The following is a 17,690-nucleotide window of genomic DNA, read 5'->3' as shown; positions in this document are numbered from 1 at the left end:
GGTTACATTCCGAACCCGGAAGCTAAGCCTTTCAGCGCCGATGGTACTGCAGGGGGGACCCTGTGGGAGAGTAGGACACCGCCGAACAAATATTGGGGCCCGGCCTCGGATCATGTATCCGAGGCCGGGCCTTTGCCATTTGTGTGCCTGGGGTAGAGTCGGCCCGCAACGTCCGCACGTACAACGGTCCGCCGGCGCGGGCCGGCACACACGTACACGCACATACAGCAGGAGGGGCCCCGGTGGAGGTCCAGGAGACACGGGTGCAAACGGATCGGATCTTCACGATCCCCAACATCCTGAGTATGGCGCGCCTGGTCGGCGTTCCGGTGTTCCTGTGGCTGATTCTGTGGCCCGAGTTCGGCGGGCCGAAGGTCGACGGCTGGGCTCTGCTGGTGCTCGCCTTCAGCGGCGTGAGCGACTACCTGGACGGCAAGCTGGCCCGGCGCTGGAATCAGATCAGCGAGCTGGGGCGGGTGCTGGACCCGGCCGCGGACCGGCTGTATGTGCTGACCACCCTGGTGGGCCTGACCTGGCGCGGCATCCTGCCGCTGTGGATCACCGTGCTGCTGCTGGCCCGTGAGGTCATGATGGCGGTGATGCTGCTGATTCTGCGGAGGCACCGCTACGGCCCACCCCAGGTGAACTTCATCGGGAAAGCGGCTACCTTCAACCTCATGTACGCCTTTCCGCTGCTGCTGTTGAGCGACGGGAGCGGATGGCTCGCGAACCTGGCGACTGTTTTCGGCTGGGCGTTCGCGGGTTGGGGTACAACCCTGTACTGGTGGGCAGGGTTCCTCTATGTGGTGCAGGTCCGGCGACTTGTCAGGGCGGACGCCACGGCTGGCTGAGTCAAGAGGAGGACGTTTCCGACATGAAGGCGGTTGTAATGGCCGGCGGCGAGGGCACACGCCTTCGCCCAATGACATCGAGCATGCCGAAACCGCTGCTGCCGGTGGTGAATCGCCCCATCATGCAGCACGTTCTCAATCTGCTCAAGCGACATGGCCTCACCGAGACAGTGGTCACGGTGCAGTTCCTCGCGTCCCTCGTGAAGAATTACTTCGGGGACGGCGAGGAAATGGGCATGGAGCTTTCCTACGCCAACGAGGAAAAACCGTTGGGGACGGCGGGCAGCGTCAAGAACGCGGAGGAGGCGCTCAAGGACGACGCCTTCCTGGTGATCTCGGGCGACGCGCTCACGGACTTCGATCTGACCGAGCTCATCGAGTTCCACAAGGAGAAGGGCGCACTGGTCACGGTGTGCCTGACCCGGGTGCCGAACCCGCTGGAGTTCGGAATCACCATCATCGACGACGACGGTAAGGTCGAGCGCTTCCTGGAGAAGCCGACCTGGGGCCAGGTCTTCTCCGACACGGTGAACACCGGCATCTACGTGATGGAGCCGGAGGTGTTCGACTACGTCGAGGCCGACGTGTCCGTCGACTGGTCCGGCGATGTCTTCCCGCAACTCATGAAGGAGGGAAAGCCGGTCTACGGCTTTGTCGCCGAGGGTTACTGGGAGGACGTCGGCACGCACGAGAGCTACGTGAAGGCCCAGGCGGACGTCCTGGAGGGCAAGGTCGACGTCGACATCGACGGCTTCGAGATCTCGCCCGGCGTGTGGGTCGCCGAAGGCGCGGAGGTCCACCCCGACGCGATACTGCGCGGACCGCTCTACATCGGCGACTACGCGAAGGTGGAGGCCGGCGCGGAGATCCGCGAGCACAGCGTCATCGGCTCCAACGTCGTGGTGAAGACCGGGGCGTTCCTGCACAAGGCGGTGATCGCGGACAACGTGTACGTCGGCCCGCAGACGAACCTGCGCGGCTGCGTCATCGGGAAGAACACCGACGTGATGCGCGCCGCCCGGATCGACGAGGGCGCGGTCATCGGCGACGAGTGCCTGATCGGCGAGGAGTCGATCATCGCGGGCACCGTCCGGGTGTACCCGTTCAAGACCGTCGAGGCCGGTGCGTTCGTCAACACCTCGGTGATCTGGGAGTCCCGCGGCCAGGCGCACCTGTTCGGCGCCCGCGGCGTCTCCGGCATCCTGAACGTGGAGATCACCCCGGAGCTGGCGGTACGACTCGCGGGCGCGTACGCGACGACGCTGAAGAAGGGCGCGACGGTCACCACGGCGCGCGACCACTCCCGTGGCGCTCGCGCGCTGAAGCGGGCGGTGATCTCGGCGCTCCAGGCCAGCGCGATCGACGTCCGCGACCTGGAGAACGTACCGATGCCGGTGGCCCGGCAGCAGACCGCGCGCGGCAGCGCGGGCGGCATCATGATCAGGACCAGTCCGGGGCGGCCCGACTCGCTGGACATCATGTTCTTCGACGAGCGCGGCGCCGACCTGTCCGGGGCGGGGCAGCGCAAGCTCGACCGGGTGTTCTCGCGTCAGGAGTACCGCAGGGCGTTCCCGGGCGAGATCGGTGACCTGACCTTCCCCGCGACGGTCTTCGACTCGTACACCGGCGCGCTGCTGCGGGCCGTGGACATCACCGGTATCGCCGACGCCGGGCTGAAGGTCGTGGTGGACGCGGCCAACGGCAGTGCGGGCCTGGTGCTGCCGAGCCTGCTCGGCCGGCTGGGCGTGGACGCGCTGACCATCAACCCCGGTCTCGACGAGGCGCGGCCGACCGAGACCGAGCAGAGCCGCCGGGCCGGGCTGGTCCGGCTCGGCGAGATCGTCTCTTCGGCGCGGGCCGCGTTCGGGGTGCGGTTCGACCCGGTCGGCGAGCGGATGTCGCTGGTCGACGAGCGGGGCCGGATCGTGGAGGACGACCGGGCGCTGCTGGTGCTGCTCGACCTCGTCGCGGCGGAGCGGCGCAGCGGCCGGGTAGCGCTGCCGGTGACCACGACCCGGATCGGCGAGCAGGTCGCCGCGTACCACGGCACCCAGGTGACGTGGACGACCACGTCGCCGGACGACCTGACCAGGGTCGGCCGGGAAGAGGGCACGATCTTCGGCGGCGACGGGCGCGGCGGCTACATCGTGCCCGAGTTCAGCAGCGTCTTCGACGGTTCGGCGGCGTTCGTACGGCTGATCGGCCTGGTCGCCAGGACGCAGCTCACGCTGAGCCAGATCGACGCCCGTATCCCCAAGGCGCATGTGCTGAAGCGGGATGTGCCGACGCCGTGGGCGGTGAAGGGCTCGGTGATGCGCCGGGTGGTCGAGGAGGCCGGCGACCGGTCGGTGGACACCACCGACGGTGTGCGGGTGGTGGAGTCCGACGGCCGGTGGGTGATGGTGCTGCCCGACCCCGCCGAGGCCGTCACGCACCTGTGGGCCGAGGGTCCCGACGACGCCTCCGCGCAGGCACTGCTGGACGAGTGGTCCGAGGTGGTGGAGAGCGCCGGCCGCTGATCCGCGCGCGGCCGGGTGGATTCGTCGACTCGTCGTTTCGTCGATCCACCGCTGAACGGCGGTCCGGCCGCGGCCGGACCGCCGTTCGCCGGTTGCCGGCCGGACAACGACCGGTCGTGGACCGACCACCGACCGGTCGCCGACCGATCAAGTGTCGGTCGGCGACCGGTCGGCAAACGATCGGTCGCCGACAGAATCCGCCGTGCTACCCGCCGGAATCGGTCGCACCGGGCGAACCGCGCGTCGGGAGGGGCCCGTTCGGGAGCGGGCGTCCCGACGTGCGACGATGTGCGGCATGCCGCAGCAGCCACCCGAACGGAGCAGCCCCGCGCCCGGGGCCGCTCCGCGACGCCTGGACGCGTCCATGTCGCTGCTGACGAACATCATGGAGCACAGCCTCGACGACGGTTACGCGGAGGCCGCGGCCCGGCGCGGGCAGGTCGGCACCTCGCGGCTGCCGAAGGCGCTGGGCGGCAAGTTGGGGCTGGCGGCCGGGCTGGTGCTCGCCGCGCTCGTGGTGACGCTCGGTGCGGCCCAGGCGCGGGTCTCGGCGCCCACCGTGGCCAAGGAGCGGCAGAACCTCATCGACCGTATCCAGACCGAGACCAAGAGCGCCGACGCCCTGCAGAAGAACGTCGACTCGCTGCGGGACACCGTCTCCGCGGAGCAGCAGGCCGCGCTCAAGCAGCCCGGTGGAGACGGCGATCGCCTCGTCGAACTGCTCGCCGCCGCCACGCCGGTGCGCGGCCCGGGGGTCAAGCTGGTCGTCAATGACGCCAAGGAAGCCTCTGAAGGGGGCTCTGGCGGCCCGCGGGAGAGCAGTGGCTTCTCCGACACCGGGCGGGTCCGCGACCGCGACATGCAGCAAGTGGTGAACGGTCTGTGGGCCTCCGGCGCCGAGGCGATCTCGGTCAACGGCGAGCGGCTGACGGCGCTGTCGGCGATCCGGGCCGCGGGGGACGCCATACTGGTCGACAACAAGCCGCTGGTGCCGCCGTACACGGTGCTGGCGATCGGGGACGGGAAGCGGTTGAGCACGGCATTCCAGAACAGCGCCGACGGGGAGTACCTGCACGTGTTGGTGACGAACTACGGCATCAGGTCGAGCATCGGCGTGCAGAGCGATCTCCGACTGCCCGCCGCGCCCTCGCTGATCCTGCGGTACGCCACACCCGACGTGCCCACGACGCCACCGAAGACGCCGTCGAACGGGAAGGGTTGAGAAGTGATCGCCGTACTTGGCCTCGTCGTGGGGGTCGTGGTCGGACTCGTGGTGCGCCCGGTGGTGCCCTCGGGCGTCGAGCCGTATCTGCCGATCGCCGTCGTGGCCGCGCTCGACGCCGTCTTCGGCGGGCTGCGGGCCATGCTCGACGGGATCTTCGACGACAAGGTCTTCGTGGTCTCCTTCCTGTCCAACGTGGTGGTGGCCGCGTTGATCGTCTTCCTGGGCGACAAGCTCGGCGTCGGCGCGCAGTTGTCCACCGGCGTGGTGGTCGTCCTCGGTATCCGGATCTTCTCCAACGCCGCCGCCATCCGCCGTCACGTGTTCCGGGCGTGACGAACGGATGAGCAACGAGCACAAGCACCGGCATGAGCCCGAGCACGGGCACGAGCGTGGGCGCCACGACGAGCACGCACCCGGGCCAGAGCACGCACCCGAGCCCGAGCGTGATCACCGACCCGAGCGTGATACGGAGCGCGCGCACGACGACGGCTCCGCGCCCGCGCAGGAGCACGAGGACGGCTCGGAGCCCGCGACCGCACCGCGGACCGGGCGGCAGCGGCTGGTGGCCGGAGTGTGGCCGCCGCGGCTGACCCGCGCGCAACTCATCGTCGCGGTACTGCTGTTCGTGCTGGGCCTCGGCCTGGCCATCCAGGTGCGCACCACCAGTGACGACAACAACACGTTGCGCGGGGCGCGTCAGGAGGACCTGGTCCGTATCCTCACCGAACTGGACAACCGCGGCCAGCGGCTCCAGGACGAGAAACACGGCCTGGAGAACCAGCGCAGCGAGTTGGAGACCAGTTCGGACCAGGCCGCGGAGGCGCTCAAGCAGACGCAGGAGAAGGCCCGGCAACTCGGCGTGCTGGCCGGCACGGTGGCCGCCCAGGGCCCGGGGATCACGTTGACGGTCAAGGACCCGCACGGCCAGGTCGCGGCGGACTCGCTGCTGGACACCGTCCAGGAGCTGCGCGCGGCGGGCGCCGAGGCGATCCAGGTCAACAACGTGCGCGTCGTCAGCGACACTTATTTCACCGACGGAGCCAACTCCGTGCTCGTTGACGGGCACCGATTGGCCCAACCGTACGTCTTCAAAGTCATCGGCAACCCGCCCGATCTGGAGCCCGCGTTGAACATCCCCGGCGGGGTGGTGCAGACGTTGGAGAAGGAGCAGGCGAGTGCCGGCGTGGTCAGGTCGCAGAAGATCGTCGTGGACGCCTTGCGGCCGTCGAAGCAGCCTGACTACGCTCGGTCATCCCAATGAGGCGGGGGGTCGGGGACCTGGCCGGGTGCTGAGTGGTGGAAACTGTGAGTAGTGAGAGTTCGTCCTGCCCCACGGGCGGGTCTGCTTCTTTCAAGGGGAATCGCCCGTGAAGTTGTTTGGGAAGTTGTTCGGCAAGAGCGCCCGCCAGTCGGGCGACCCGGCCACGGCACGCCACCGCGCGCCGCGGAGCGGGGCGGAGGATGCGCGGGACGCCGGCCAGGGGGCCGAGCGTCCGCTGTTCCGCGCGGAGTCGCCGCAGCAAGGCGGCGAGATTCCGGGCGCGCCCGGCGTGGCGCCTGTTGACCACGGTTCGGCCCCCCGCATAGGTTTCGGGGAACCGTCGGCCTCGGACACGGGTGGTGAGCACGGCGTGCTGGTCTGCGGCAGGTGCGGGCACCGGAACGCGGAGGCGAGTCGCTTCTGCAACAACTGCGGCGCGCCGTTGCGCGGGACGCAGGGAGGCGCGCCCTTCGAGCGCCCCTCGGAGACCACTTCGACCATCTCGATCTCCAGCATCGAGGCGTACGAAGCCGAGGCGACCGGTCAGACCCCGATGCCGTCGCTCTCCCCGGAGGCGCAGGCCGCGGTGGCCGCGCTGCCCCCGGGGTCGGCACTGCTGGTGGTGCGGCGGGGGCCGAACTCCGGCAGCCGCTTCCTGCTGGACGGCGAGCTGACCACCGCCGGCCGGCATCCGCAGAGCGACATCTTCCTGGACGACGTGACCGTCTCCCGCCGCCATGTCGAGTTCCGGCGCGGCGCCGACGGCGTGTTCACCGTCTCCGACGTGGGCAGCCTCAACGGCACCTACGTCAACCGGGAGCGGATCGACGCGGTGCAGCTGTCCAATGGCGACGAGGTGCAGATCGGCAAGTACCGACTGGTCTTCTACGCGAGCCAGGCGGGCGTCTGACCCTCCCGCCGCCTGGTCCCAGGGAAGGTGTGCATGCCGCGAACGTCGGGCGGTGCCGGTGACGGCACCGCCATCGTCTCCGCCGGAGGGGACGGCGCCCTGCTGAGCATCGGCGCGGTGCTGTCCCGGCTGCGGGACGAGTTCCCCGAGGTCACCATCTCCAAGATCCGCTTCCTGGAGGCGGAGGGGCTGGTGGAGCCGCAGCGCACCCCCTCGGGGTACCGGAAGTTCGGTGCGGCCGACGTCGACCGGCTCGCGTACGTCCTGCGGGTGCAGCGTGACCACTACCTGCCCCTGCGGGTGATCCGCGAGCACCTGGACGCCATGGACCGGGGCGAGCCGGTCGCGCTGCCCCGCCCCGGCGAGTCCCGCGAGGCGCTGGACGGCTCCCTGGAGCCCGAGGAGCCCGCGCGGATGCGGATCGGCCGGGACGAGCTGCTGGCCGCCACCGGGGCCGACAGCGACGCTCTCGCGCAGTGGGAGTCGTACGGCCTGGTGGAGGCCGACGCCGACGGCGGCTACGAGGCCGACGCGGTGAGCGTCGGCCGGCTGATCGTGGACCTCGGCCGGTTCGGTCTCGAGCCGCGCCATCTGCGCGCGGTGAAGGCGGCCGCCGACCGGGAGGCCGGCCTGGTCGAGCAGGTGGTGGCGCCGCTGCGCCGGCACCGCAATCCGCAGACGCGGATACACGCCGAGGCCACCGCGCGGGAGCTGGCCACGCTGTCGGTGCGGTTGCACGCGGCGATGCTGCAGTCCGCGCTGCGGGTCCGGCTGGACTGACATCGAATCCGGCGGAATCCGGCGTCCGGATCACCGCCGGAATTCGGCCGGATTGTGGCCGGAACCGCTGCCGGGAGCGGCATCCGCGGGGTTGTCCGGCCCTTTGCGGCCCTCCCCGGTGAGCCGCGTGGCGGCACCTGGCGGCTGCCCGACTACCCAAACCCGGCGGGCACGGCCTAGGGTTGCTGTGTGAACGAGCTCGACGTTGTGGGTGTCCGGGTCGAAATGCCCTCCAACCAACCGATCGTGCTCCTGCGTGAAGTAGGAGGCGACCGGTACCTGCCCATCTGGATCGGGCCGGGAGAGGCGACGGCCATCGCCTTCGCGCAGCAGGGCATGACGCCTGCGCGACCGCTGACTCACGACCTCTTCAAGGACGTGCTCGAGGCGGTGGGACAGACGCTGACGGAGGTGCGTATCACCGACATGAGGGAAGGCGTGTTCTACGCGGAGCTGGTCTTCGCCGGCGGGGTCGAGGTCAGTGCCCGCCCGTCCGACGCCATAGCGCTCGCGCTGCGCACCGGGACGCCGATCTACGGCAGCGACGGTGTGCTGGACGACGCGGGGATCGCGATCCCGGACGAGCAGGAGGACGAAGTGGAGAAGTTCCGCGAGTTCCTCGACCAGATCTCGCCCGAGGACTTCGGGACCAGCAACCAGTAGCCGGCCGGAAACGCCCGGGAAGGCCGTCGGAGCCGTTCCGGGCGGAGTGTCCCGGCCTGCCCCCGATCGGGAGTTGGCGGGGCAATGTTGCCGCCATATGGCCATTCGGAATTCCGTTCCCGCTCTGCGATCAGATCAAACCACTCCTGGGGTGAATTTCACTCGGCGTGCCGAGCGTGGCGATCGTTGACGCACGTGTGACGACTGCCTACCGTCAGGAGGGAAAGTCCGGTGGCACGTGCGCGCGGCCAGCGGACGCGAAGGGACGGAGGGCGTCGTGAGAAGTACCGGCGACGGTTTGGCGACCGGCGGCCCGTATCCGGCCCGAGGGGCGCTCGCCCCGGCCGCGGTGGGTGCCGACGGCGGCCCACCTGCCGAGACGCCGTCCGAGCAGATCGGCTACCGGGGTCCGGCGGCCTGCGCCGCGACCGGCATCACCTACCGCCAGCTCGACTACTGGGCCAGGACCGGCCTGGTCGAGCCGAGCGTGCGACCCGCGTACGGCTCGGGCACCCAGCGGCTGTACGGATTCTCCGACGTCGTGGTGCTCAAGATCGTCAAGCGGCTGCTCGACACCGGCGTCTCCCTGCAGAACATCCGCACCGCCGTGCAGCACCTGCGCTCGGTCGGCCCGGGCGAGCTGGCCCGGATGACGCTGATGAGCGACGGCGCCACCGTCTACGAATGCACCTCGCCCGACGAAGTGGTCCAGCTGCTCCAGGGCGGCCAGGGCATCTTCGGCATCGCGGTCGGCGTGGTCTGGCGCGACGTGGAGACCGCGCTGTCCGAGATGCACGGCGAGCGCGTGGACACCGGCGAGACCCTGGTCGGCCACAACCCGGCCGACGAACTGGCCCGGCGCCGCAACAAGGCGGTCTGAGCGCGGCCCGGCGCACTTCGCGCGCACCTCGCATCGCGCGTCGTGCGGTGTGGTGCCGTGCCAGGCCGCGCGGCGCTGTGCGGTGGCTCGCTCCGCCGTCGGGCCGCGGCTGCGACCCGCCGTCGCCGTACACATGTACGGCCGATGTCGGTGGGATGCGGGACGCTTGGACGTGTGAGAAGTGCGCCGACGATCCTCCACCTGGACATGGACGCGTTCTTCGCCGCGGTCGAGCAGGCGTCCAAGCCGAGCCTGCGGGGCAAGCCGGTGGTGGTCGGCGGCCTCGGACCCCGCGGCGTGGTGTCGACCGCGTCCTACGAGGCGCGCGTGCACGGCGTCCACTCCGCCATGGCGATGGCGCACGCCCGCCGGCTCGCCCCCAACGCGGCGTATCTCGCGCCGAGGTTCGGCATCTACCGGCAGGTCAGCGAGATCGTGATGGCGCTGCTCCGCGAGGCGTCACCGCTGATAGAGCCGCTGAGCGTCGACGAGGCGTTCGTCGACCTGGAAGCCGGTGAGCACGCCGACGACCCGCGGGCGGTGGCCCGGGGACTGCGCGCCGACATCAAGGCCGCCACCGGCCTGACCGCCTCCGTCGGGCTGGCCGGCTCCAAGCTGCTCGCCAAGATCGCCTCGGAGAAGGCCAAGCCCGACGGCCTGGTGGTGGTCGAGCCCGGCACCGAGCAGGCGCTGCTCGACCCGATGCCGGTGCGCACCCTGCCGGGGGTCGGACCCGCCACGGCCGAGCATCTGCGCAGGGCCGGCATCCTCACCGTCGCCGAGATCGCCCAGGCCGGCGAGGGGGAGCTGGTCCGGCTGCTCGGCAAGGCGCATGGCGCCGGCCTGCACGCGATGGCCGCCGGTGTCGACAACCGCCCGGTGGTCGCCGACCGCGACGTCAAGTCCATCTCGGTCGAGGACACCTTCGACAGCGACCTGACCGACCGCGCCCATGTGCGGTACGAGATCGACCGGCTCGCCGAGCGCTGCGTGCAGCGGCTGCGCGGCGCGGGCCGCTCCGGGCGCACCGTCGTGGTGAAGGTCCGGCGGTACGACTTCTCCACGCTCACCCGCTCCGAGACGCTGCGCGCCCCCACCGACGACCCGGCCGTGGTGCGCGAGACCGCCCGCCGGCTCGCCGAGGCCGTCGACACCACCGGTGGCGTACGGCTGCTCGGGGTGGGCGTCGCCGGGCTCGCCGACTTCACCCAGGAGGACCTGTTCGCCCAGGCCGCGGGCGAGCGGGCGCTGAACGGCGACTCGGCGGAGGACGACGCCCCGCCGCCGCTGCCCAGCAGCCCCCCGCCGGCCCCCGAGCGGGCGAACCGCTGGCTGCCGGGCCATGACGTCACCCACGCCACGTACGGTGCCGGGTGGGTGCAGGGCAGCGGGGTCGGCCGGGTGACCGTGCGCTTCGAGGTGCCCTCGGACGCCGTGCCGGGCCGGGTGCGCACCTTCCCCGTGGACGATCCGGAACTCAGTTCCAGCGATCCGCTGCCGCTGGCCGCCCAGCGGATGCCCGCGGACCCGGACGACCCGCCGCCGGCCGGTCCGCCCGCAGGTCCGGACGCTGGTCCGCCGGCAGACCGGCCGGCAGACCCGCCGGCGGTCCCGCCCGCGGACGCGGCCAGCGACCCGCCCGCCGATCCGGCTCAGTCGTCGTCGGCCAACTCGCCGAAGTCCCCGGAAGGCGCCGGCTCCGCCCCCGACCGCGGCACGTCCATTCCGTAGTGGTGGTAGAGCTGCAACTCCTGCTCGGGCGAGAGGTGCCGGCCCACGCCGAAGTCCGGCGCGTCCTTGATCAGCGCCTTCTCGTACGGCACCCGCAGCTTGTCGCCGTCCAGCTCGCTCGGGCCGAGCGGCACGAAGGCGTCCCGGGTGAACAGGCCGGTGCGCACCGCCGCCCATTCCGGCGTGCCGGTCGCGTCGTCGAGGTAGACCTCGTCCACCGTGCCGATCCTCGTCCCGTCACGGTCGAAGGCGCGGCGGCCGATCAGGCTGCGCGGATCGATGTCGGTCTGCACGGTCCCTCCAACGAGTCCAACCAACCCCAGGCCCGCCGTCGTACGACGGCTGCTGACTCCTACCCAAAGCCACAACAGGGGCGGTGTCGACTCGGCACCTGTTCCGATCCGTGTTCGGATCACGCTGGTAGGCTGGCAGAAGGCCGTTGACCCCGTGCGGGAGAGTCCTCCAAGAACCCGTCTGGTGGCGGGTGGCGGAAGGCGCCGAAGGAGCAAATCCTCCCCGGAATCTCTCAGGCATCCGTACCGCTCGGGTGAGGTCACTCTGGAAAGCAGGACCTGTCCCGGAAGCAGCGCGGCCGCCGGGCGCGTCCTCACCGACGGTGAAAGCCGCCCTGTGGGCCGGGGCGGTGAAGCTCTCAGGTTCTGATGACAGAGGGGGAGGCCGTACGGGTGCCTTGGCGGCACCCCCGAAGGTCGTTGCAGACCAGGAGGCCCCCGAAGATGAGTGACCGCCGCAATTCCCTCGCCGAGCTGGAAGCCGGCCGGCCGTTCGCCCGCCGCCACATCGGCCCCGACGCCGAGGCGCAGGCCAAGATGCTCGCCCAGGTCGGCTACGGCTCGCTGGACGAACTGACGGGCGCCGCCGTACCCGAGACCATCAAGAGCACCGAGGCGCTCGGTCTGCCCGCCGCCGTCACGGAGGCCGAGGCGCTCGCCGAGCTGCGCGCGCTCGCCGACCGCAACCAGGTGCTCACGCCGATGATCGGCCTGGGCTACTACGGCACCTTCACCCCGCCGGTCATCCTGCGCAACGTGCTGGAGAACCCGGCCTGGTACACCGCCTACACCCCGTACCAGCCGGAGATCTCCCAGGGCCGGCTCGAAGCGCTGCTGAACTTCCAGACCGTCGTCGCCGACCTCACCGGCCTGCCCACCTCCGGGGCCTCCCTGCTGGACGAGGGCACCGCGGCCGCCGAGGCGATGGCGCTGTCCCGCCGGGTCGGCAAGGTCAAGAACGGCGTCTTCCTGGTCGACGCCGACACCTTCCCGCAGACCCTCGCGGTGATCCGGACCCGCGCCGAACCGACCGGCGTCGAGGTCGTCACCGCCGACCTGTCGGCCGGCATCCCCGCCGACGTCGCCGAGCGCGGCGTCACCGGCGTGCTGCTGCAGTACCCCGGCGCCTCGGGCGCCGTCCGCGACCTGCGGCCGGTCATCGAGCAGGCGCACGACCTCGGCGCGATCGTCACCGTGGCCGCCGACCTGCTCGCGCTCACCCTGCTCACCTCGCCCGGCGACCTCGGCGCGGACATCGCGGTCGGCACCACCCAGCGGTTCGGCGTCCCGATGGCCTTCGGCGGCCCGCACGCCGGCTACATGGCCGTCCGCGACTCCTACGCCCGCAACCTGCCCGGCCGGCTCGTCGGCGTCTCGGTCGACGCCGACGGCGACACCGCCTTCCGGCTGGCGCTCCAGACCCGCGAGCAGCACATCCGCCGGGAGAAGGCCACCAGCAACATCTGCACCGCCCAGGTGCTGCTCGCCGTGATGGCCGGCATGTACGCCGTCTACCACGGGCCCGACGGGCTGGCCGCCATCGCGCGCCGCACCCACCGCTACGCCGCGGTGCTCGCCGCGGGCCTGCGCGCGGCCGGCGTCGAGCTCGTCGAGGACGCGTACTTCGACACGCTGACCGCCCACGTCCCCGGCCGGGCCGCCGAGGTCGTGGCCGCCGCGCGCGCCGCCGGCGTCAACCTGCGGCTGACCGACGCCGACCACGTCGGCATCGCCTGCGACGAGACCACCGACCGCGCCGCGCTCAGCTCGGTGCTCGCCGCCTTCGGCGCCACCGGCGACATCGACGCCCTCGACGCCGCCGCCCCCGACGCGCTGCCCGACGCCCTGCTGCGCACCGACGACTACCTCACCCACCCGGTCTTCCACCAGCACCGCAGCGAGACCTCGATGCTGCGCTACCTGCGCCGGCTCGCCGACCGCGACTACGCCCTGGACCGCGGCATGATCCCGCTGGGCTCGTGCACCATGAAGCTCAACGCGACCACCGAGATGGAGCCGGTCACCTGGCCGGAGTTCGGCGCCCTGCACCCCTTCGCGCCCGCCGACCAGGCCGAGGGCTACCTCAGCCTGATCCACGGCCTGGAGGACCAGCTCGCCGAGATCACCGGCTACGACAAGGTCAGCCTCCAGCCCAACGCCGGGTCGCAGGGCGAACTGGCCGGCCTGCTCGCGGTGCGCGCCTACCACCGGGCCAACGGCGACCTGGACCGTACGGTCTGCCTGATCCCGTCCTCCGCGCACGGCACCAACGCCGCCAGCGCGGTGATGGCCGGGATGACCGTGGTCGTGGTGAAGACCAGCCAGGACGGCGACGTCGACGTCGCCGACCTGCGCGCGAAGATCGAGCAGTACCGCGACCGGCTCGCCGTGCTGATGGTCACCTACCCCTCCACGCACGGCGTGTTCGAGGAGCACATCACCGACGTCTGCGCGGCCGTGCACGACGCCGGTGGCCAGGTCTACGTCGACGGTGCCAACCTCAACGCGCTGGTCGGCCTGGCCCGCCCGGGCCGGTTCGGCGCCGACGTGTCCCACCTGAACCTGCACAAGACGTTCTGCATCCCGCACGGCGGCGGCGGCCCCGGCGTCGGCCCGGTCGCGGTCCGCGCCCACCTGGCCCCGCACCTGCCCAACCACCCGCTCCAGCCCGAGGCCGGCCCCGCCACCGGTGTCGGCCCGGTCTCGGCCGCGCCCTGGGGCTCAGCGGGGATTCTCCCGATCTCCTGGACCTACGTCCGGCTGATGGGCGGCGAGGGGCTGAAGCAGGCCAGCCAGATCGCCGTGCTGAGCGCCAACTACGTCGCCAAGCGGCTGGAGCCGCACTACCCGGTGCTCTACACCGGCCCCGGCGGCCTGGTCGCGCACGAGTGCATCATCGACCTGCGGCCGCTGACCAAGGACACCGGTGTCAGCGTCGACGACGTCGCCAAGCGGCTGATCGACTACGGCTTCCACGCGCCGACGATGTCCTTCCCGGTGGCCGGCACCCTGATGATCGAGCCCACCGAGAGCGAGGACCTCGCCGAACTGGACCGGTTCTGCGAGGCGATGATCGCGATCCGCGCCGAGATCGACCGGGTCGGCTCCGGCGCGTGGCCCGCCGACGACAACCCGCTGCGCTCGGCCCCGCACACCGCGGCCGCGCTCAGCGGCGACTGGAGCCACCCGTACAGCCGTGAGGAGGCCGTCTTCCCGGCCGGCGTGCACCCCGCGGACAAGTACTGGCCGCCGGTACGCCGGATCGACGGGGCGTTCGGCGACCGCAACCTGGTCTGCTCCTGCCCGCCGCTGGACGCGTACGAGAGCTGATCGGCGCGCGGCGACGCGCAGGCGGGGCGGCGCCTCCCGACCGGGATACGGCCGGGAGGCGCCGCCGTGTGTCCGCAACCGGCCGAGTGGATGGCGCGTCTTGCACCAATGAGTAGCGCGAACGTGAAATACCTGCGGAATGCCGTCCGGGGAGCAAGACTGGGACCGGCCGCGCGAGAACGGGGGACCGAGATGAACCAGGCAGGCGACGCGACCGACCGCACCATTCACCTCTCGCAGCGAAAGACACCATTGACCATGTGCAAGCACGAGCCGCAGTGCCCTACCGCTGACAGCGCCGACCGTGAGGCCGCCCTCATCGTGGCCCACCACCCGGAGCAGGGCTGGAGCCTGCTGTGCAACGGGGTGCTGCTCTTCGAGGACACCGGCGAGATCCTGCCCGACGGGCAGATCATCGCACCGCACCGGCCGCTGGTCGCTACGCGCGTCACCACGGCCGCCTGAGCCGCCCGGCGAGGCGTCCGAGGGTTCCACGGATCGTCCGACGAGGCGTTCCACGGATTGTCCGACGAGGCGTCGGACCGGCCGTCCGGCGCATGACACAGCCGGTTCCCCTGAGCCTCGGTGCCCAGGAGAACCGGCTTCGCTCATGCCGGGCCGCCGGATACGGCCTCTGCGCCCTACACGGCCTGCACGGCCCGCACTGCCTACGCCGGGGAGCCGGCCAGCGGCGGCGGGGCCAGCCACGCGCTCAGCAGCGGCGCGAGCTCCACGATCCGGTACACCCGGTGCGAGGCGATCCCCGGCGGCGCGGGCGCCAGCGGGATGACCAGGTCGGCCGGGTCCGGCTGGGCGGTGGCCGCGTCGGCCCTCGGCACCGAGTGCAGCCACAGCGCCATCATGTACAGGCTCGGCACCGACAGCAGGTGCGGCTGGTAGGTGGCCGGCAGCGGCTCCGCCTGGCGCAGCGCCCGCTCGGTCGAGGCCAGGTAGGGGCCTTCGGAGAAGCGCGAGAACACCCAGCCGTCAGGTGTCGCCACGGTCTCGCCCGCCGCGGCCACCCGGGACCCCGCCCTGATATGGAACCGCCAGCCGGCCAGCCGCGCGTGGGGCAGGCCACCGGGAACCGCCGCCGGTTCGAACACATGGACCGGCAGGGGGTGTTCGGCGTCCAGCGGCCCTTCCGCGGTGCGCAGGGCAGGGGTCCGGGCTTCCAGGACCGCAGTGGGAGAACTGAGCGCCGCCAGGACGCTCAACAGGGCTGGTGCGGGTGCTGGGGGGACAAGCAGCGGCATGGTGTTGTCGCCTCTCACTGGGAGACACGTGGTGCGGGCACAAAGCGGTGCGGGCGAGGAGCGGACGGCGCGGTCAGTACCTGGTGAGGGTTACTGCTCAAGCTCGCCCGGCGACGGCGGATACTCTGCCTCGTGCGCGGAGTTTATACGACGTGTGTTCGCTCCGTGTTTCATCTACTCGCTGCCAGTATTACCCGCAAGGCGGTTATCCGCCTTCTTCCCGAGGGGTCCGGCCGGCATTCCCGCAGGGTAGGGGGCGGATGCCGCTGATTTCCGCCCCGTACGGTCGGCCGGAACCGTGCGGTGGTATTCACCCCGATTTTACGCGGGAGCCCTGCGCCGAATGTGCCGCGGGAACATGCCCGCTGCCGGTCACTACGGCAAGCGTAGCGTGCACGCCGTGCTCCGGTGGGCGTTATCGATCATTTGGGTGGGCATCCTCCGGTGAGGACCGCGCGAGGAGGGACGCTTCGATGGGGGAGAAGGTCGTGGCCGGGGCGTTCGACCTGGCCGACCGGCGGATGTATCGGAACAAGCTCCAGCAGTGCCTGGTGGGGCTGGAGAGGCTGTTGGCGGAGCGGCGCTTCGACCGGCCGCGCAATCTCATGGGTCTGGAGATCGAATTGAATCTCGCGGATTCCGAGGGACTGCCCCGCATGATGAACGAAGAGGTGCTGGAGCGCATCGCGAGCCGCGATTTCCAGACCGAGCTGGCCCAGTTCAATATTGAAGTGAACATCGCGCCGCACCCGCTTTCCGGCCGGGTGCTCGACCGGCTCGCCGAGGAACTGCGCACCGGGCTCGGCTACGCCGACCGGATGGCCGGGGAGGTCGGCGCCGGCATCGTGATGGTGGGAATCCTGCCCACCCTCCAGGCCCAGGACCTGGTCTCGGCGAACCTCTCCCGCGCCGACCGCTACACCCTGCTCAACGAGCGGATTCTCGCCATGCGCGGCGAGGACATCACCCTCGACATCGAAGGCGTCGAGCACCTCGTCTACACCTCCGCCTCGATCGCGCCCGAGGCGGCCTGCACCTCCACGCAGATGCACCTCCAGGTCACCCCGGAGCGCTTCGCCCCGGCGTGGAACGCCGCCCAGGTGGTCTCCGCGCCGCAGGTGGCGGTCGGCGCGAACTCGCCGTTCCTCTTCGGCCGCGAGCTGTGGCGCGAGACCCGCCCGCTGCTCTTCCAGCAGGCCACCGACACCCGCCCGCAGGAGCTGCGGGCCCAGGGCGTACGGCCGTTGACCTGGTTCGGCGAGCGGTGGATCGACTCGGTGGCCGACCTGTTCGCGGAGAACCTGCGCTACTTCCCGCCGCTGCTGCCGATCTGCGACGACGAGGACCCGCTGCGGGTGCTCGACGAGGGCGGGGTGCCCCAGCTGCGCGAACTGGCCCTGCACAACGGCACGATCTACCGCTGGAACCGCCCGGTCTACCAGGTCGTCGACGGGGTGCCGCACTTGCGGGTGGAGAACCGGGTGATGCCGGCCGGGCCCACCGTCGCCGACGTCATCGCCAACACGGCGTTCTACTACGGCCTGGTCCGCGCGCTCGCCGAGGCGCCGCGGCCGGTCTGGCAGCGGCTGCCGTTCGGCGCCGCCGCCGCGAACTTCGACGCCGCCTGCCGCGACGGCATCGACGCCGTGCTGCACTGGCCGCGCCCGCGCGGCACCGCGCTCGCCCAGGTCGCCGCGGCCGACCTGATCCGCGACGAACTCCTGCCGCTGGCCGCCGCCGGACTCGACGGCTGGGGCATCGACCCCGTCGACCGCGACCACTACCTCGGCATCATCGAACAGCGCTGCCGGCTCCGTACCAACGGCGCCCGCTGGCAGGCCGACGCCTTCCACCACTTCCTCGGCCGCGGCCTGGACCGCCGGGCCGCGCTCGCCGCCATGACGCAGCGCTACCGCGCCCTGTCCACCGAGGGCGCCCCGGTCCACACCTGGCCGATGCCCGGCTGAGCCGCGCCGGCCCCCCGACGGCCC

Annotated in this window: 15 protein-coding genes, 1 rRNA gene and 1 riboswitch; of the genes, 14 read left to right on the top strand and 2 right to left on the bottom strand. The window is 71.3% G+C overall.

Features of this window, described 5'->3' with window-relative positions; all coding sequences use genetic code 11:
- The 11 genes from rrf to ACIPAE_RS38610 form a co-directional block, all read left to right on the top strand.
- A 5S ribosomal RNA gene (rrf, locus tag ACIPAE_RS38660) occupies positions 1-87 on the top strand; the annotation flags it as partial.
- A 155-nt stretch (positions 88-242) separates the two neighbouring features.
- Positions 243-851, top strand: coding sequence for a CDP-alcohol phosphatidyltransferase family protein (locus ACIPAE_RS38655; RefSeq protein WP_329362237.1), 609 nt, complete (start codon positions 243-245; stop codon positions 849-851).
- Positions 852-874: 23 nt separating this feature from the next.
- Positions 875-3,370 carry a mannose-1-phosphate guanyltransferase gene (locus ACIPAE_RS38650; protein WP_328472483.1) on the top strand — a complete coding sequence of 832 codons (2,496 nt, stop codon included), beginning with the start codon at positions 875-877 and terminating at the stop codon, positions 3,368-3,370.
- Positions 3,371-3,656: 286 nt separating this feature from the next.
- Positions 3,657-4,592 (top strand): DUF881 domain-containing protein, encoded by a 936-nt coding sequence (locus tag ACIPAE_RS38645; protein WP_402451984.1) that lies wholly within the window; start codon positions 3,657-3,659, stop codon positions 4,590-4,592.
- Between the two features lie 3 nt (positions 4,593-4,595).
- Positions 4,596-4,928, top strand: a complete 333-nt coding sequence (locus tag ACIPAE_RS38640; RefSeq protein ID WP_202237672.1) for a small basic family protein — start codon at positions 4,596-4,598, stop codon at positions 4,926-4,928.
- Positions 4,929-4,935: 7 nt separating this feature from the next.
- A complete protein-coding gene (locus ACIPAE_RS38635) occupies positions 4,936-5,856 on the top strand; it encodes a DUF881 domain-containing protein (RefSeq protein WP_402451979.1) in 921 nt (306 codons plus the stop codon).
- Positions 5,857-5,920: 64 nt separating this feature from the next.
- Complete coding sequence (locus ACIPAE_RS38630; protein WP_329373649.1) at positions 5,921-6,766, top strand: FHA domain-containing protein; 846 nt, start codon at positions 5,921-5,923, stop codon at positions 6,764-6,766.
- A gap of 33 nt (positions 6,767-6,799) precedes the next feature.
- Positions 6,800-7,546, top strand: a complete 747-nt coding sequence (locus ACIPAE_RS38625; RefSeq protein ID WP_402451977.1) for a MerR family transcriptional regulator — start codon at positions 6,800-6,802, stop codon at positions 7,544-7,546.
- Between the two features lie 189 nt (positions 7,547-7,735).
- On the top strand, positions 7,736-8,209 hold the full coding sequence (locus ACIPAE_RS38620; protein WP_328472493.1) for a bifunctional nuclease family protein: 474 nt from the start codon (positions 7,736-7,738) through the stop codon (positions 8,207-8,209).
- Between the two features lie 277 nt (positions 8,210-8,486).
- Positions 8,487-9,089: a MerR family transcriptional regulator gene (locus ACIPAE_RS38615; protein ID WP_328472495.1), complete on the top strand. Its 603-nt coding sequence runs from the start codon at positions 8,487-8,489 to the stop codon at positions 9,087-9,089.
- Positions 9,090-9,263: 174 nt separating this feature from the next.
- Positions 9,264-10,820 carry a DNA polymerase IV gene (locus tag ACIPAE_RS38610; RefSeq protein WP_402451974.1) on the top strand — a complete coding sequence of 519 codons (1,557 nt, stop codon included), beginning with the start codon at positions 9,264-9,266 and terminating at the stop codon, positions 10,818-10,820.
- Here ACIPAE_RS38610 and ACIPAE_RS38605 read toward each other — a convergent pair.
- Positions 10,742-11,113 carry a PRC-barrel domain-containing protein gene (locus tag ACIPAE_RS38605; RefSeq protein ID WP_329362226.1) on the bottom strand — a complete coding sequence of 124 codons (372 nt, stop codon included), beginning with the start codon at positions 11,111-11,113 and terminating at the stop codon, positions 10,742-10,744. The genes ACIPAE_RS38610 and ACIPAE_RS38605 overlap by 79 nt on opposite strands.
- Positions 11,114-11,260: 147 nt before the next feature.
- Positions 11,261-11,372: riboswitch (glycine riboswitch) on the top strand.
- Positions 11,373-11,557: 185 nt separating this feature from the next.
- Here ACIPAE_RS38605 and gcvP point away from each other — a divergent pair.
- Positions 11,558-14,443 (top strand): aminomethyl-transferring glycine dehydrogenase, encoded by a 2,886-nt coding sequence (gcvP, locus tag ACIPAE_RS38600; protein WP_329362224.1) that lies wholly within the window; start codon positions 11,558-11,560, stop codon positions 14,441-14,443.
- 258 nt (positions 14,444-14,701) lie between these two features.
- The gene (locus ACIPAE_RS38595) at positions 14,702-14,908 is read left to right on the top strand and encodes a DUF5999 family protein (protein WP_328472503.1); all 207 of its coding nucleotides are present in this window, start codon (positions 14,702-14,704) and stop codon (positions 14,906-14,908) included.
- Positions 14,909-15,111: 203 nt separating this feature from the next.
- Here the strand turns inward: ACIPAE_RS38595 and ACIPAE_RS38590 are convergent, their stop codons facing one another.
- Positions 15,112-15,699, bottom strand: a complete 588-nt coding sequence (locus tag ACIPAE_RS38590) for a hypothetical protein (protein WP_328472506.1) — start codon at positions 15,697-15,699, stop codon at positions 15,112-15,114.
- A 473-nt stretch (positions 15,700-16,172) separates the two neighbouring features.
- On the opposite strand from ACIPAE_RS38590, the gene ACIPAE_RS38585 reads away from it, so the two are divergent.
- The gene (locus ACIPAE_RS38585) at positions 16,173-17,666 is read left to right on the top strand and encodes a glutamate--cysteine ligase (protein WP_402451970.1); all 1,494 of its coding nucleotides are present in this window, start codon (positions 16,173-16,175) and stop codon (positions 17,664-17,666) included.
- The last annotated feature ends 24 nt before the right edge of the window (positions 17,667-17,690 follow it).

The sequence above is a fragment of the Streptomyces sp. NPDC087270 genome (assembly GCF_044744625.1).
Classification (GTDB): Bacteria; Actinomycetota; Actinomycetes; order Streptomycetales; family Streptomycetaceae; genus Actinacidiphila.
Note: the sequence above shows the minus strand (reverse complement) of the source record. Positions and strands in the feature narration are given on the sequence as shown.